Origin of the sequence: Nocardioides sp. (genome assembly GCF_044226305.1) — a bacterium.
Classification (GTDB): Bacteria; Actinomycetota; Actinomycetes; order Propionibacteriales; family Nocardioidaceae; genus Nocardioides.
The window spans coordinates 1-15,680 of sequence record NZ_JBGAHF010000035.1 but is presented as its reverse complement, the minus strand read 5'-3'; the positions used below and the strand labels follow the sequence as shown (position 1 = coordinate 15,680).

At 72.2% G+C, this 15,680-nt stretch carries 13 protein-coding genes and 1 tRNA gene; 5 read left to right on the top strand and 9 right to left on the bottom strand.

Annotation, left to right across the window (positions count from 1 at the left end):
* Positions 1-192 precede the first annotated feature (192 nt).
* Entirely contained in the window at positions 193-1,086 is an 894-nt protein-coding gene (locus ACILQ5_RS21060) for a hypothetical protein (protein ID WP_395659992.1), read from the bottom strand.
* Positions 1,083-1,607 (bottom strand): SigE family RNA polymerase sigma factor, encoded by a 525-nt coding sequence (locus ACILQ5_RS21055; RefSeq protein ID WP_395659991.1) that lies wholly within the window; start codon positions 1,605-1,607, stop codon positions 1,083-1,085. Before ACILQ5_RS21055 ends, ACILQ5_RS21060 begins: the two co-directional genes overlap by 4 nt.
* Before the next feature lie 161 nt (positions 1,608-1,768).
* Here ACILQ5_RS21055 and ACILQ5_RS21050 point away from each other — a divergent pair, with 161 nt between their 5' ends.
* Positions 1,769-3,634, top strand: a complete 1,866-nt coding sequence (locus ACILQ5_RS21050; RefSeq protein WP_395659990.1) for a CocE/NonD family hydrolase — start codon at positions 1,769-1,771, stop codon at positions 3,632-3,634.
* A gap of 130 nt (positions 3,635-3,764) precedes the next feature.
* Here ACILQ5_RS21050 and ACILQ5_RS21045 read toward each other — a convergent pair whose 3' ends face one another.
* Entirely contained in the window at positions 3,765-4,571 is an 807-nt protein-coding gene (locus ACILQ5_RS21045) for an isocitrate lyase/phosphoenolpyruvate mutase family protein (protein WP_395659989.1), read from the bottom strand.
* Positions 4,572-4,638: 67 nt separating this feature from the next.
* Between ACILQ5_RS21045 and ACILQ5_RS21040 the strand changes: the two genes are divergently transcribed.
* Positions 4,639-5,262, top strand: a complete 624-nt coding sequence (locus tag ACILQ5_RS21040; protein WP_395659988.1) for a TIGR03086 family metal-binding protein — start codon at positions 4,639-4,641, stop codon at positions 5,260-5,262.
* Here ACILQ5_RS21040 and ACILQ5_RS21035 read toward each other — a convergent pair.
* The 3 genes from ACILQ5_RS21035 to ACILQ5_RS21025 all read right to left on the bottom strand — a co-directional run bounded on the left by ACILQ5_RS21035 (position 5,232) and on the right by ACILQ5_RS21025 (position 8,525).
* Positions 5,232-5,627: a DUF779 domain-containing protein gene (locus ACILQ5_RS21035; protein ID WP_395659987.1), complete on the bottom strand. Its 396-nt coding sequence runs from the start codon at positions 5,625-5,627 to the stop codon at positions 5,232-5,234. The genes ACILQ5_RS21040 and ACILQ5_RS21035 overlap by 31 nt on opposite strands.
* A gap of 15 nt (positions 5,628-5,642) precedes the next feature.
* Positions 5,643-7,166: an aldehyde dehydrogenase family protein gene (locus ACILQ5_RS21030; protein ID WP_395659986.1), complete on the bottom strand. Its 1,524-nt coding sequence runs from the start codon at positions 7,164-7,166 to the stop codon at positions 5,643-5,645.
* 108 nt (positions 7,167-7,274) lie between these two features.
* Positions 7,275-8,525, bottom strand: a complete 1,251-nt coding sequence (locus ACILQ5_RS21025; RefSeq protein ID WP_395659985.1) for a GAF domain-containing protein — start codon at positions 8,523-8,525, stop codon at positions 7,275-7,277.
* 140 nt (positions 8,526-8,665) lie between these two features.
* On the opposite strand from ACILQ5_RS21025, the gene ACILQ5_RS21020 reads away from it, so the two are divergent.
* A tRNA-Ser gene (locus tag ACILQ5_RS21020) sits at positions 8,666-8,755 on the top strand.
* 254 nt (positions 8,756-9,009) lie between these two features.
* On the opposite strand, the gene ACILQ5_RS21015 is transcribed toward ACILQ5_RS21020, so the two are convergent.
* Together ACILQ5_RS21015 and ACILQ5_RS21010 are read right to left on the bottom strand one after the other, a co-directional pair.
* Complete coding sequence (locus ACILQ5_RS21015; RefSeq protein WP_395659984.1) at positions 9,010-10,689, bottom strand: hypothetical protein; 1,680 nt, start codon at positions 10,687-10,689, stop codon at positions 9,010-9,012.
* Positions 10,689-12,731 (bottom strand): hypothetical protein, encoded by a 2,043-nt coding sequence (locus ACILQ5_RS21010; protein WP_395659983.1) that lies wholly within the window; start codon positions 12,729-12,731, stop codon positions 10,689-10,691. The genes ACILQ5_RS21015 and ACILQ5_RS21010 overlap by 1 nt, the downstream gene beginning before the upstream one ends.
* A 222-nt stretch (positions 12,732-12,953) precedes the next feature.
* Here ACILQ5_RS21010 and ACILQ5_RS21005 point away from each other — a divergent pair, with 222 nt between their 5' ends.
* A complete protein-coding gene (locus ACILQ5_RS21005) occupies positions 12,954-13,610 on the top strand; it encodes a helix-turn-helix domain-containing protein (protein WP_395659982.1) in 657 nt (218 codons plus the stop codon).
* Positions 13,611-13,780: 170 nt separating this feature from the next.
* Entirely contained in the window at positions 13,781-14,542 is a 762-nt protein-coding gene (locus ACILQ5_RS21000; protein WP_395659981.1) for a hypothetical protein, read from the top strand.
* A 45-nt stretch (positions 14,543-14,587) separates the two neighbouring features.
* Here the strand turns inward: ACILQ5_RS21000 and ACILQ5_RS20995 are convergent, their stop codons facing one another.
* Positions 14,588-14,713 carry a hypothetical protein gene (locus tag ACILQ5_RS20995; protein WP_395659980.1) on the bottom strand — a complete coding sequence of 42 codons (126 nt, stop codon included), beginning with the start codon at positions 14,711-14,713 and terminating at the stop codon, positions 14,588-14,590.
* Positions 14,714-15,680 lie beyond the last annotated feature (967 nt).

Genomic DNA, 15,680 nt, shown 5'->3' with positions numbered 1-15,680 from the left:
GCGGTGCCCGGCCCGCGCATGCCATGTGAGAGCCACACGGGACCCACATCAGGGTCAGCGTGGGCAGCCGCAACGAGAGCGACGAGCCAGGCACCTGGACCGAGCCTCGCCAGACCCGGACCTGGGGTCAATGAAACAAGTAGCCGCGACGTCGGCGCGGCCTGCTCGTGTGGAGCCAGCGGATGTGGCAGGTCAGCTCGGCCAGACCGGCTCGACCTGCACGAGCCCGCTGCCCGCGGCATCGACCCGCTGAGAGGCGTAGGCCACGCCTTCACGAACGAGGTCGAGGAAGTCCGGGTCTCGGCCCAGCTCGACGAGCTCGTCAGCCGAGACGGACAGCGGGGCCTCCTTGCCCACCGGGCTGATGCCGACCTCGACGAACAGCTGGTCGTCGAGGAGCAGCAGGGCCCCGGCGTACGACTCCGAACCGGGGGTGTCGGATCGGCTGCCACCGACGATCCGCTCCGAGGTGCCCAGTGCCTGGAAGCCGTCGCCGAACCGGGCGTCGGCGCAGTCGAGGATGTCCCACGGTGCGTCGGAGTCGGCGGCGGCCTGCTCCACCTGTGCGCAGCCGCCCGAGGCCGGCTGGCTCGAGCGGCTCCCCTCGTACCCGCTGACCGACATCCAGAGGTCGAGCCTCGGCGAACCTGCGCGGGTCCGGACCTCGACCACCGCGTCGTTGGGAGTCCGATCCACGCCGCCGAAGCGCCGGGGCAGGAGCGCGTCCAGGGTCGCGACCACCGACCGTGACCACTCGGTGTCCGTCACCACGCCGTCCGCCTCGGCCTCGGCCCGTATCCGGGCGGCCCGCTGGCGCACGTCACCGGTGGCGTCGGCGTTCGTCGGGTCGGCCGCGACGTCGGCGGGCGTCGTGGGGTGATCGTCGACGCGGTCGGGCTGACCGACCAGGAACAGCAGCGGCGCCACGACCAGGCCGACGACGGCGGCGCCCCCGACGGCGACCCGTCGGTGCCGCCGTCTGCGGCGACCGCCGGCCAGTGCCGGCGTCGTGAGATCGGGGAGGGTCGGGAACTGCCCGAGCTCGTCCGACATGCGACGGCGTAGGTCCTCGGTGGTGGGGCTCATCGGATCTCCTGACGGGACTGGTTGATGTCGGCTCGCTCGCTGAAGGCCTCGCCGAGGAGGTCGCGCAGGCGGTCGAGCGCACGAGCGGCGGTGGACTTCACGGTGCCCTCCGACATCTCGAGGATCTGCGCGGTGCGGGTGACGCTCTCGTCCTCCCAGTAGCGCAGCACGACGACGGCACGCATCCTGGGGGGCAGGTGTCGCATCGCTTCGATGACGGTGAGGGCGTGGTCGGCATCGCGGTCGGCGCTGACGGCGTCCGGCAGCGCGAGCAGCTGGCGCTCTCGCCGCGAGCGTCGACGGTCGTGGATGAAGCCGTTGAGGAGGATGCGTCGCGCGTACGCACCGGGCTCGTCGACGCGGTGCCACACGACGTACAGCTTCTCGAGCGTCGTCTGGACCAGGTCCTGAGCCTGACCCGGCTCGCCCGTCAGCAGCAGCGCCTGCCAGTACATCCGCTGCTGCCCGGCGACGACGAAGTCCCTGAACTCCGCCTCGTCGTCGCCTCGGTTCGTTCGCATGGCCATGTGACTGTCCGCCCTCTGTGGTCTCACCCTTCCCGAGGACCCCCGGACCGAAAAGGTTGCCTTGCCGGCGCGATCTTCTCGGTCCGCACGAACAGGGGACGCCCCGGTCCCACCCCGAGGTGTAACTCGGTGTTGCACCTGCTCGTTGGGGGCGTATGCGCCGGTCCCTCCTCGCCCTGCTCGTCGCCGTCGGCGTGCTCGTCGCGCCCTCGCCCGCACTGTCGCCCGCGTCCGCGGTCGCCGGCGGGGCCGCCGCCCGCGGCGGGTGGACCCCGCGACCGGTGGACTACCCCGGCACGGTGACCCGCACCGACCTGCCGATCCGGATGTCCGACGGGACCGTGCTGCGGGGCGACCTGGTGCTGCCGTCCGACGCCGACGGGCAGGCGGTCCGGGGGCGGTTCCCGGTGATCGTGACGATCACCGCCTACAACAAGTCGGTCCAGGCGAGCGCCGGCGGGCTGGCGGGCACGCCGCCGTCGTACCTCGTCCAGCGCGGGTACGCCCAGCTCACCGTCGACGCCCGCGGCACCGGCAGCAGCGAGGGCACCTGGTCGGCGTTCGGCAAGCGCGAGGACAAGGACTCGGCCGAGGTCGTCGAGTGGGCACACTCGCGCCAGCGCCCGTGGAGCAACGGCCGGGTCGGCATGAGCGGGCCGTCGTACATGGGCATCAACCAGATCTTCGCCGCCGCACAGCACCCCGCCGGCCTGAAGGCGATCTTCCCGCAGGTGCCGGCCGGCGACGTCTACCGCGACGTCGTGGCCTCCGGCGGCCAGATCGACGTCGGGTTCATCCCGCTGTGGATGGGTCTCGTCACGGGCGCGGGCGTGGTCCCGCCGGCGGTCACGCGGAGCGACCCGCAGTCCGGCTTCAGCGCGCTCGTCGACCACCTGTACGGCGTCACCTCGTTCACCGCGCCGCTGCTGCTCGACGCGGTCCTCGGCGGGGACGCGGCGTACGACGGGCCGTTCTACCGCGAGCGGTCGTCGATCGAGGTCATCGACCGGGTGCAGGTGCCGACGTTCCTCGTCTCGGGCGAGTTCGACCTGTTCCAGCGCGGGACGCCGCTGCTCTTCGAGCACCTGCGCTCGCGCGGCGTCCCGACCCGACTGATCACCGGGCCGTGGGACCACCTCCAGGCCTCCGCCGGTGACGGCATCGCGGACGCCGGCTACGGCAGCCTCGCCGAGCTGCAGCTGCGCTGGTTCGACCACTACGTGCGCGACGTCGCCGACCCGGCGCTGGACCGCGACATCCCGCCGCTGACCTACTACGAGCAGGGCAGCGGCGCGTGGCGCACGAGCGGCGACCTGGTCCGGCGCGACGCGCACGCCGCGTCGTACCGTCTCTCCGGATCGGCGACCAACGGGACGCCGGGCGGGCTGACGACCGGCGCCGCCCAGGACGGCACGGCCGACGTCTACCCGGTGCCGGTCTCCGGGCTCTGCACGCGCTCGGCGAACCAGTGGACCGCGGGCCTGCCGAACACCGTGCTGCCCGACCTGCCGTGCTTCAGCGACAACGCCGCCAACGACCAGACCGGGGTGGTCTTCCAGACCGAACCGCTCGACCACGCGCTGCGGCTGCAGGGCCCGATCAACGCGCGGCTCTACACCTCGAGCGTCGGCGGCGACGGGATGCTGTCGGTCTCCGTCTCCGACGTCGCGCCGGACGGCACCGTCACCCGGCTCACCGGCGGCTGGCAGGTGCTGTCGCTGCGAGCGCTCGACCGCTCGCGCAGCCGCTACCTCGACGGGAGGCTGATCCAGCCGTACCACCCGTACACGAAGGCCTCGAAGGACCCGCTCGGCCCGGGGGAGGTCGCCCCGGTCGACGTCGAGGTGTTCCCGACCGCCGCCCGAATCGCCCCCGGCCACCGGCTCCGCGTCGCGATCCAGGCCTTCGACGTCCCGCACCTGGCCCCGTCGCTCCCCGACCTGCCGGGCGCGCTCACGGTGATGACCATCCACGCCTCGCGGCAGTACCCCTCGGTGCTGACGGTGCCCGCGGTCGGCTGAGGGCTCCGGCACGGGGCACGGCGTCAGCCGCACCGGTGGTGGTGAACCTGCGGCGGGCGATGCACGAGCCGGTCGCCCCGCACCCAGCCGATGCCCGGCTACCACCCATAAACCTGGGGACGCCCGCGCGTCAGGGTTCGAAGCGGCGCTGCAGGTCGGCGTACCCGATCGCACCGTCGAGGAAGTCCAGCGTCCCGGCCTCGAGCAGCTCCCGACCGGCACGTTCCACCAGGCTGAGGCTCGCGCGCGCCAGGCTGCCACCGAGGCTGACCCGCTTCACGCCGAGCGAGAAGAGCGTGCGCGCGTCGGTGGTGCTGGCCAGGCCGGCCACCACGTTGAGCGGGCACGGGATGGCCGCTGCGAGCCGACGGATCTCGTCCTCGTCGGCGACCCCGGGGACGAAGACGCAGTCGGCGCCGGCGTCGACGTAACGGGCCGCCCGCTCGACGGTCTCGGCGAAGACGTCGCCACCGGACCCGGCGAAGTAGGTGTCGGTGCGCGCGTTGAGCACGAAGGTCCCGCGCGGAGCGGCGGCCCGGGCGGCGGCGACCCGCTCGACCGCCTCGTCGACGCCGAACAGCCCGCCCCGGTCGGCGTCCTCGATGTTGGCACCCACGACGCCGAGCTCGACAGCACGGGCGACGATGCGGCCGACCTCGGCCGGGGTGTCGCCGTACCCGGACTCGAGGTCCGCGCTGACCGGCACGCCGACGGCCGCCACGATGCGAGCGACGTGCTCCAGCATCTGGTCACGGCCGAGTGCTCCCCCGTCGGGGATCCCGCAGCACCAGGCGATGCCGGCGCTGGTCGTGGCGATCGCCGGGAAGCCGACCTGCTCGAGGATGCGGGCCGACCCGCCGTCCCAGGCGTTGGGGAGCACGAAGCCGGGGCCGGCGTGCAGGGCGAGGAACGTGGCTGCCTGGTCGGCTGGGTGCATCGCCCCATCATCCGCGAATCGGACCGCTCCTGGCAGCCCCGATCCGCCCGGCCCCGACGAGGCCCCGATGAGTACGCCGGGCGGCCCGGGTCGGACCTCCATGGAGACGATCGACCTCACCCCTGCCACGACCACCGTCGCCGCCGTCGTCGCGGGCGTGCGCGACGACCAACTCGGCGGCCCCACGCCCTGCCCGGCGATGACGGTGGCCGACCTGCTCGACCACCTGCACGGGCTGACGCTGGCGTTCACGCTGGCCGCCCGCAAGGAGGCGCCGCCCGGCGGGCACGCGCATCGAGCGGACGGCTCGGCGCTCCCGGACGACTGGCGCACCGCGATCACCGACCGGCTCGCGGAGCTGGCGCGCAGCTGGTCCGACCCGGCGGCGTACGACGGCCTGACCTGGGCCGGGCCGGTCGAGATGCCGGGGCAGGTCGCGGCGCTGGTCGCGATCGACGAGGTGGTCGTGCACGGCTGGGACCTCGCCCGGGCGACCGGACAGCACTACGACCCGGACGAGGCGGCGGTGCTCGCCGCGCTCGGGTTCGCGCAGTCCTTCGAGCCGCCGGAGGGCGCAGCCGACGGCGGCCTCTTCGGACCGCCCGTCGAGGTTCCGGCGGACGCCCCCGCGATCGACCGGCTCGCGGGGGCGACCGGCCGTCAGCCGGGCTGGACGCCGGCCTCAGCCTGAGCCGACTCCTCGTCGGTCAGCAGCCGCGACCGCACCAGGAACCGCACGCCGTACGGCGCCTCCAGCGAGAAGCCGGCGCCGCGGCCCGGCACCACGTCGATCGTGAGGTGCGTGTGCTTCCAGTACTCGTGCTGCGCGGCCGACATCCACACCGGCACCGCGCGCTCGAGGCCGACGTCGAGGTCGCCGAGGTGGACGTCCGCGTCGCCGGTGATGAGGTCACCGTCGGGGTAGCACATCGGCGCCGACCCGTCGCAGCAGCCGCCGGACTGGTGGAACATGACCGGGCCGTGGACCGCGGTGAGGCGGCGGACCAGGTCCGCCGCCTCACCGGTGACGTCCACCGGGGACGTCGACCGAGGCATGGGAGGGAGCCCCGGTCAGAAGAACCCGAGCGGGTTCGGGTCGTAGGACACCAGCAGGTTCTTGGTCTGCTGGTAGTGGCCGAGCATCATCTTGTGGGTCTCGCGCCCGATGCCCGACTGCTTGTAGCCGCCGAAGGCCGCGTGCGCCGGGTACGCGTGGTAGCAGTTGGTCCACACCCGGCCGGCCTTGATCTCCTTGCCGGCGCGGAACGCCTGCGACCCGTCGCGCGACCAGACGCCGGCGCCGAGGCCGTAGAGGGTGTCGTTGGCGATCTTCAGGCCGTCCGCCTCGTCGTCGAACGACGTCAGCGCGACGACCGGGCCGAAGATCTCCTCCTGGAAGATGCGCATCGCGTTGTGGCCCTCGAAGATCGTCGGCGTCACGTAGTAGCCCTCGGCGAGGTCGCCCTCGAGGACGTTGCGGCCGCCACCGGTGAGGACCGTGGCGCCCTCCTGCCTGCCGATGTCGATGTAGGACAGGATCTTCTCGAGCTGGTCGTGGGAGGCCTGCGCGCCGATCATCGTGGTGTCGTCGAGCGGGTTGCCCTGCTTGATCGCCTCGACCCGCTGCACCGCGTCGGCGACGAAGTCGCTGTAGATCGAGCTCTGGACGAGCGCGCGCGACGGGCAGGTGCAGACCTCGCCCTGGTTGAGGGCGAACATCGCGAAGCCCTCGAGCGCCTTGTCGTAGAAGCTGTCGCGCTCGCTGGCGACCGACTCGAAGAAGATGTTGGGGCTCTTGCCGCCGAGCTCGAGGGTCACCGGGATCAGGTTCTGGCTGGCGTACTGCATGATCAGCCGCCCGGTGGTGGTCTCACCGGTGAACGCGATCTTGGCGATCCGCGGGCTGGAGGCCAGCGGCTTGCCGGCCTCGACGCCGAACCCGTTGACGACGTTCAGGGTGCCGGCGGGCAGGAGGTCGCCGATGAGCTCCATCAGCTTGAGGATCGACCAGGGGGTCTGCTCGGCGGGCTTGATCACCACGCAGTTGCCGGCGGCCAGGGCGGGTGCGAGCTTCCAGACCGCCATGAGCAGCGGGAAGTTCCAGGGGATGATCTGCCCGACGACGCCGAGCGGCTCGTGGAAGTGGTAGGCCATCGTGTTCTCGTCGACCTCGCCGATGGTGCCCTCCTGGGCACGCAGCACGCCGGCGAAGTAGCGGAAGTGGTCGACGGCCAGCGGGAGGTCGGCGGCCAGCGTCTCGCGGACCGGCTTGCCGTTCTCCCAGGTCTCGGCCACGGCCAGCATCGGGAGGTTGGCCTCCATCAGGTCCGCGATCCTCAGCAGGATGTTCGAGCGCTCGGTCGGCGCCGTACGCCCCCACTTGTCGGCGGCCGCGTGGGCGGCGTCGAGGGCCGCCTCGATGTCCTCGGCGGTGCCGCGGGCGATCTCGGTGAAGGGCTTGCCGTTCACCGGCGAGATGTTCTCGAAGTACGCGCCCTTGATCGGCTCGACCCACTCACCGCCGATGTAGTGGCCGTAGCGGGACTTGACGGTGACGAGCGAGTCCGGCTGTCCGGGCGCTGCGTAGATGGTCATCGGTGCTCCTGGGTTGTGCTGTGACTGGAGTCACAGGACAACAGCCGGCACGTTGCGACCACGTTGCGGCGGCTGCGGCCGGGACCGGCGTACGGCGGCGCGGAACGCTCAGAGCAGCTCGCGGTCCAGACGGGCGAGCTGGCCCTCGACGAGCGGCAGCAGCGGCGAGCTGGCGCCGAGGACCCGACGCTGCGCGCTCCACATCTCGTAGTCGTCGCGCCCCCAGGCCGACCGGGTCCAGGTCGCCATCAGGTCCGCCTCGCCGCACCGCACCAGCGCCTGACGCAGACCGGCCTCGAGGTCGCCGCGGAGCCGCTCCACGCCGGGAGCGGTCGAGCGGGGCAGCAGCGGTCCGCGGTAGCCGCGCGCCGCACCGCGCAGGTCGCCGGCGGCGAGCTGCGCGTCGACGGCCATCCAGTCGGCGGTCACCGACCCGGTGAGGTGGTAGGGACGGGACGCGAGCAGCTGGTCGCCGAGGAGGCCGTGCATCCGGTTGAGCTCGGCGCGCAGCGTGGACGGTGCGGTCTCGTCCTGCTCGTAGAGGAGCACCGACAGCTCGTCGCCGCTGAGACCGGACGGCACCGAGGCGAGCAGCACCAGGATCTCGCTGTGCCGCGGGCTCAGCCGCACGGTCTGCGGCCGGCCGCGGCCGTCGTCCACCGTGACGAGGGCGTCGGACCGGCCGAGGGCCTCGACGTGCATCCGCAGCCCGGTCGCCGGCGTGCTGGGCACCCGCGGCAGCACCCGCTCCCGGGCCAGCTCGGCCTCGGCGAGCCGGGCCGCCGTCCGCACCATCGCCAGGGTCTGCGGGACGGCGACCTGGTCGCCGCCGGTGACGTCGAGGACGCCGAGCACCTGCGCCGTGGCCGGGTCGTGGATCGGGGTCGCCGAGCACGTCCACTGCCGCACGCTCTGACGGAAGTGCTCGGCGCGCGTGATGGTCGACGGTCGGCCGGTGGCCAGCGCCAGGCCCGGGGCGTTGGTGCCGGCGAGCCGTTCGTCCCAGTTGCTGCCCGCGACGAACCCGATCTTCTCGGCCTCGCGGAGCACCGCCGAGGAGCCGCACACCCACAGCAGCTGGCCGTCGGCGTCGCCGATCGCCATCACCGCGTCGCAGTCGCGCACCGCCTGCCCGAGCACGTCGTCGAGGAGCGGGAAGACGCGGGCGAGCGGATGCGCCTCGCGGAGGGAACGCAGCTCGCTCTCGACGACGGTGACCGGTGCCTCGACCCGGTCAGTCGCGACCCCGGCGGCCGCCGAGCGGCGCCACGACTCGGCCACGTCGGAGCGCATCCCGGACAGGGTCAGCAGGTCGCTGGTCGGAGCGGTTGTCCTGGCGGTGGCCATGGCGTCCTCCACGTGTGCGCGTGTGACCGACGTCGCACCGGACGTCGAGGCATGGTGCCTGCCCCGAGGTTGCAAGAACGTTGCACGCCATGGTGACGCACGGCCTCCAGGCGATTTCGTCCGCCCCCGGCCGCTCCGGTACTCTCTCCGGCGGTGGCGTGTCCGAGCGGCCTAAGGAGAACGCCTCGAAAGCGTTTGTGGGTGCAAGCCCACCGAGGGTTCAAATCCCTCCGCCACCGCCAGCGGGGTGCTGACGAAACTCAGCGCCCAGCAGTGACGAAACCCTTCCAGGACTTGGTTCCTGGGAGGGTTTCGTACGTTCCGGGTCGGGTCCGGGCCGGTCTTCTGGCAGGTGGGGCGGCGCCGAGCGCTGGCGACCGCCTCGAGGGGTCCGCGACAGTCCCGGGACGAGGTGTTCGGGTACGCCGTAGTGCCCGACGGCCTGGGGCCTCGGGCTGGTGGTCAGCGAGTGTGCGGTTGTCCTGCGGTGGGTGGGTCAGGCGGCGACCGGCGGGTCGGTACCGCCGGTGTCGGCGCCGGGTGCGAGTTCGACGAACCCGTGGTCGGTGACGTCGAGGGTGGTCAGCGGGTCGCGGGTGTTGCCGGTGCGTCGGGCCCAGGTGAGGAGCTGGTTGATGTTGGTGGCGGCGACCGCGATGCCGAGCAGCAGGGTCGTCTTGACCAGGCCGACCTGGTAGGTCCAGCCGCGGCGCACGCCGCCGGACTTGGCGGACTTCAGCAACCCGAACGCGCCTTCGACGCGGACCCGCCGCCCGTACGACTTCTGCCACTCCGGGGAGCCCCAGTAGTGCTCCTGACGCACCTTCGCCTCGACGGTGACCGGGATGGTGATGGTCGCCTGCTTGCAGGCGGTGGGGAGCTGGTCGAGGTCCGGGTCAGCCTCGGGCGTGGGGTCGGGCAGGAGCTGGGACAGCGGGCAGGCGGCGCACTTGAGCTTCCCGGCGCGGGCGGGGCAGATGAACCGGGGTGACCCGTTCTTGGTCTTCCCGTGCGGCTCGAACCGGTAGGTGGCGCGTTCGGCGATGTCGGCGTTGAAGTCGGCCAGCTCGCGGGTGCGGCGGGCGTGCTCGGCGCGTTCCTCGCGGGTCGCGGACTTCTTCAGCTTCCCGACGGTGAACCGTGCGGGTCGGGCGATGTCGACGAGCCGGTCGGGGATGGAGGGGCAGTGCGCCCACCCGTCGACCATGACGTAGCCGTGGTCGGGGTGCACGCGGGCGCCGTGGTCGTTCTCGTGCAGGTCGAGGACCTGCTTGACGCCGCGGTCGCGAAGCGGGGTGGCCCAGTCCTCGACCTTCTTGTAGCTGAACCCGCGGTCGGCGATGACCTCGGTGACCGCGGCGGTGGCCTGGAGCCGGTCGAGGGTGTCGAGGGTCTCGCTGATGCCGGGGTTGTTGCCGGCCACGACCGCGATGCGTTCGGTCAGCAGCGGCTGGTCCTCGCCGACGGCGCCCACGCGGGTGAACGCGAGCATCTGGTAGCCGAACATCAGGTTGGTCTTGTTGTCGTAGGTCCGGGTCCGGTAGCCCCACGCGGCGTCGCAGTCGGCCGAGCGGCCCACGCGGTCGGCGGCGTCCTCGAGGTCGGCCCCGCCGTCCGCCGCAGCCGCGGGGATGGTGGTGGCTAGGGTGGTGGCCGGGACGTCGGTTCCGTCGGCGGCGTTGGCGCGGGGGCGGCGCTTGCCGCGGGCGGCGGACTCGATGGCGGTGCCGTCGACGGCGTAGCGGCCGGTGACGCCGATGTGGTCGGTGGCGGCGCCCAGGAGCCGGTCGAGGAAGTCCTGGAGGTGTTCGGCGCGCATCGCCCGCTCCTCGACGTCCAGGCCGGTGCGGCGGGCGGGGGTGTGCTCGAACAGGTCGGTGACGCTGCTCCACAGGTACCGGACCTGCCGCAGCGTGATGGGGGTGCCGTGCTGGTCGCGGATGCCGAGACGGCGCTGGTAGTTCCGGTCGAGCTCGGTGGTCAACGTGGCGTGCAGCGTGGTCAGCGCCAGGGACTGGTGGGCGTTGAACGTGGCGAGCATCCCGGCGAGCAGGACGTCGGTGCGCAGCGCGCGGGGCCGTCCGCTGGCCGTGGGCCGCAGCGCCGCCTCGAGCTCGGTGTGCAGGCCGGTGCGGTGGATGTAGGCCAGGTACCGGTCGAAGACGCGGGAGTTCATCACCGGGCACCACCCCCGGTCCCGGCGCCAACCTGGGTGTCGGTCATCGCGTCGGTGACGGTGGTCAGGACCTCGGCGACCCGGGTGGGGTCGGGAGCCGGGCAGTACTTCAGGAGGCTGGTGATGGTGCGGGCGCTGGTCAGGCCGGCGGCGTGCAGGAGGTCGGCCAGCGGGACCGGGGCGCACATCGCTGCGACCAACCAGGTGTTGCGCAGCCGGCTGCCGCGGACCTCGACGGTGGCGTCGGGGTCCGCGGTCTTCGCGCGGCGGGTGATGATGCCGGTGAAGTTGTGGCGGTCGGTGACGCGGCCGACGACCAGGTCCTGTGGGGTCTTGCCGGTCGCGGCGTGCAGCTCTAGGGCGCGGCGGACCAGGGGCTCGTAGGTGCGGCGGACGGGGACGGTGCGTCCCTGGCGGCCCGACGGGCTGGTCGAGTCGGGGACGGTGACCTGCAGGAACGACGCAGCGCCGGTCCCCGTCGCCGCGTCGGCAGCGGGGTGCTCGGCGATGTGCTCGGTGATGTGCTCGGCGCGCAGGTCGCGCAGGTCGCGGGAGTCCAGGCCGGCGCCCAGGCCCAGCCCGATGATGAAGCACATGTCGCGGGTCAGGGCGAGGTTCGGCTGGTGGGCCGCGATGCGGGCGAACCGGGCGCACTCGGCGTCCGTGTACGGGGCCGGCAGCGCGTGATGCTCGAGCCGGGCCGGTGCCTGGGCCGGGTTGAGCTCGCGAACGATGCGGCGCAGCAGGCTGCGCACGGTCGCCTTCGAGCGGTCGCTCCACGAGCACGCCGTCAGGAACCCCTCGATGGCGCCGGGCTGGAACAGGTCGTCGACCTGCAGCTCAACCCTGCCGTCCGAGCTGCCGTCCGAGCTGCTGTCCGAGCTGCTGTCCGAGCTGCCGGCTGGGGCGCCGGTGTTCCGGGTGGCGTGCCAGTGCAGGAACAGCGCGACGTAGGAGCAGGCGGTGCGGGCGACCGGGACATTGCTGGGCTGGGTGGCGTACACGAGCCCGATGCCGAGGTCGCGGTTGGCGGTCCACGTCGCCCGGGTGGCCAGGTTGGGCTCGAAGGCGGTGATGGCGTCGCGGATGTCACCGGCGATGTCATCGCCGTCGGGTAGCGTCCACGCCGGTGGCGCGAGGAAGGCCTCCGCCGCCTCTGCCCGGGCCGCAGCAGCGCGGGCGTGCGCGAGCGCAGCCCGCCTCGACATCGGCTTCGCAGGCCGGGAGGGGCTCGCAGCAGCCGAAGTCCGGGCAGGCTGAAGCCCGGCTCGCTGGTCGCGGGCCGTGCCGGTGGTGTCTGCAGTTGTGGCGGGCGCGTTGAGGGTGTTCTCGGCCGTGCCTCCGTTCGTGCTCGGTCCGGTCAGGTCGAGCAGCGTGCGACGGGCTGCGGGACGGAGCGTGCCCCCGGCTCCGGGCCGTGCAGTGGCCCCGCAGTCGGGGATGACACCGGGCCCCGGCCCGGTGACACCGGTGTCTGCTAGCGCGCGCGGACCCGGGTGGTGTGCCGGTCCGCGGAGGTCGCGCCAGACCGCGCGGAGCGGGTCGGGGCCCGCGCCGGGGCGCAGGGTGGCGCGCGCTGCCAGGACGTGGGCGACAGGGAGGTCGAGTTCGACGGCCCGGCGCACGAACGGGTCGACGCGGACCGGATCCCGGGTGACCCGGACCTTTGGGCCGGCGTGACCCAGCAGTCGGGCGAACACCAGCAGGGTGTCGCGTCGCGTCGCGACCGTCCGCGGCGCCAGGCCGGTGACCCGGGCCAGGTGCGCGTTGACGACCGGCACGGTGAGCAGCCGGTGCAGGTCCGGCGCACCGGTCGCCGGGGTCCACACCCGCGGGTCGCGCAGGTACTGCACCAGGGTCGAGGCGTACAGCCGCGCCTGGGCCACCGAACCCGGGGTCGCGCGGTGGGCCAGGTCGCGCACCGGCCCGGCGGCCAGCGCCCAGACGTCGGCGGGCATCGAGCGCGGCGTGAACTGCGCGAGGTACGCCTCGACGTCCTCGGGCAGGCGAGGGACAGGCTGCAGGGTGGTGCGGTGGGGCACGAGGTCTCCGGGCAGGGTCGAGTCCCGGGCACGCGGTGTGCTCGAGGTGGTCGACCCGCCGGAGGCGCTGGGACGGCGGACTGGATGCGGGTGTGACGGCTGCCCGCCGGAGGCCGCGTGGCGGCGATCGGCGGGAGCGGCAGTTACCGTGCCGGGCCTGAAGCCGGATGGACGCGTCGGGAAAACGAAGACACCGGGCGTGGGAGAAGCCAGACTTCCCCCGTGTCGGGACCCGATGTGCCACAACTAGCTCCCGTGCGCCACGGCGTCCAGCCGGGCATCCAGCCGGGCGCCCAGCCGGGCGCCCAGCCGGTCACCCCGCCGGTCGTCCTGGCCGGCGGCGAGGTCGATCGCCGTCGCCTGGAGCTGACGTCCCAGCTCGGTCGGTTGCGCACGGAGGCGGGGTTGTCGGTCCGGGCTGTCGCGGACCAGGCTGGCGTGTCGACCGGGACGCTGTGGCGCATCGAGACCGGACGAGCAGATCCGCGCTGGTCGACGTTCGCGATGCTCGCCGGCCGCTACGGCCACCTCGTCGACGTCCTCCACCCAGACCGGCCGCGGCCACCGGGGCTCGACTACGAGGTGGCGGCGCAGACGGAGGGGTACTGGCCCTGCTCGAGACGGGTGCCGATGGTCCTGCACGCCGACAGCCGGTGGTGGACGAACGCGCAGATCGTCCGGATCGGCGCTGAGTTGTGGTGGGCCCGGCGCCACGAGCTCAACCCGCCCCTCGACGCGACCGGAGCCGCGGCGCTGCTCGGCATCAACCGGTCCACCCTGCGCAACGTCGAACACGGCGCGTTCCAGCCCCGGTTGTCCACCGTCATCGCAGCCGCGGGTCTCACCGGCCGCCACCTGGTCTTCGTTGCGGCTCGGTAGTCGGCGGTGCGCGTGGGCGGGTACTGCCCACAGGGGCCCGCGACTGGGAGACAGCCACACGTAGGCGCCTCGCCGACTCCAAACCACTGCTCTGGTCATCGTGAGCGGGCACCATGCTCGGTGTGATCACTCGGACGGGTCCCGGAGCGGCCGGCAATGCGCTGCGCCTGATGCCGCTCCTCGCGGTGTGCGTGGTCGCGGCCGCGTGTTCTACCTCGCCCACGCAGCTTGAGGACGCGGTCGACGACAAGCCGGGCGTCCTCAGCGTCAGCGTGGAACGCGCCGACGGCGACGACGCTCTCCCGTTCCAACGGGTACCGAACTACGTGACGGTCCGCATGGCAGGCGACGCGACCGCAGAGCAGGTTCGCGACGTGCTGCATGCCTACGACGACGACATCGACGACGGGGACGTCGGTTCGGTCGACGTGGTCCTGGATGGTCCGAAGCACGCGACCCTGTCGGTCGGCGAGGGCATCCACGTGGCCGACGAGGTCGTCGACGACCTCGTCGCCGCCCAGACCGACACCACTGTCGCCACCTACCTGCGGGAGGCGTACCCCGTCCTGCCGAGCGTGCACATCACGGTGCCGGCGACGAACTTCGCAGGCGTGCAGGCCGTCGCCGACCGATACCAGGTCGTCAAGGATGCCGACGGCAGCGACGCCGTCGAGAACGTCGAGGTGGTCTCGGGCCGTTTCCTACTCATCCGTGACGCCGGGAACGAGGACCTGACCATCACGACGTCTCGGGAGGACCTCGTGGAGAAGGTCGCGGACCGGTTCACACTGCTGGGGGCGGCGGTCGGCGGCCGCGGGCCGCTCGAGCTGTGGGCGGCTCCAGTCGACGTTCGGGCGGTCTCGCGAATGGCTGATCGTGTTGCTGGTCCGCGGGTCGGGAACGTCGTTGTGCGGCCGGTCGAGCCGCAGTGAGTGCCCGTCCGCAGCACGCACATCGCGGCAGATCCGGTAGGTCCGTCACACCGCCTCAGCGCCGGTAAGCATGTCCCACACCTGCGCCAGCCCGTACAACAGCGCAACCATCGCGATGATACCGAGGAGTAGGACAACCACAGTCCATGTCAGTGACAGGTTGAAGTTCACGACCTCAGGCTATGACGCCGACGAGACAGGCGGCCAGGTCTTCGTTGCACGGCACGGAACTCCGGCATGAGTGCGCACTCGTCGCGGCAGATCCGGTCGACTCGATTCGTCCTAGGCGACAGGTAGCGTCCCTCTCCATGAAGCGACTGGTGATGGCCGTGTCCGTGGGTCTTCTCCTGGTCGTGGCGGGAGCCGCCTACTTTCGGGTCGGCTGGTGGCGGATGGAGACCGCCTGTAACGCGGACCCTCCGGGTGGGCCTCAGTGGAACTCGGTCGAACTGGGCTGGTCATGGAACCCGGTGGGGTTCCAGTGCACCTACGACGATGGGACCCAGCGAACATCACTGTGGTTCTAGCGGCTCGACACTGAACGCGGCAGATCCGAATGGTCGCCGGTTTGTCCGCCCGACCACCCACGAAAAGATCCCGCTCGCCCGCAACCCTTGCCGACCGGAAGGCGTCCCAGTCACGTGAAGAAGTTGGTTCTGATCGCAGCGTTTGCTGCGGCTGTGGCTGTCATCGCAGTCTGTGCTCGACTCGTGCACGTCCACGACACGTACGGGGAGTGGCGGCTTACTAGCACGGAGACACCGAATCGCATCACGGCGCTCGGACGTGACTACAACCGCAGTGAGTCGGAGCCCGCGACGTCAGCGCCCGCTGGTTTCGTTGAGCGTGGAGAGACCAACAGTGGCGGAACGATCCTCGCTCCGAAGCGCTCGAAGGTGGCCATCCCGGTCGTCATCTACGTGCGGGACGACGATGGCCAAGTCTGGTCGTACGCATTGGTCGGCGGACCGTAGACCCGTCGCCAGCAGGCACGGACATCGGGGCGGTCTCAACGGGTCGTCGCAACACTTCCTTGACTCGAGGAGGTCGCGATGGCGCGTCAGAGGTATCAGCGGTTGTCGCCGGCGGACGTCGACGAGATCTGGTTGCGGCTGCGGGCGGGACATGCGGTGAAGCC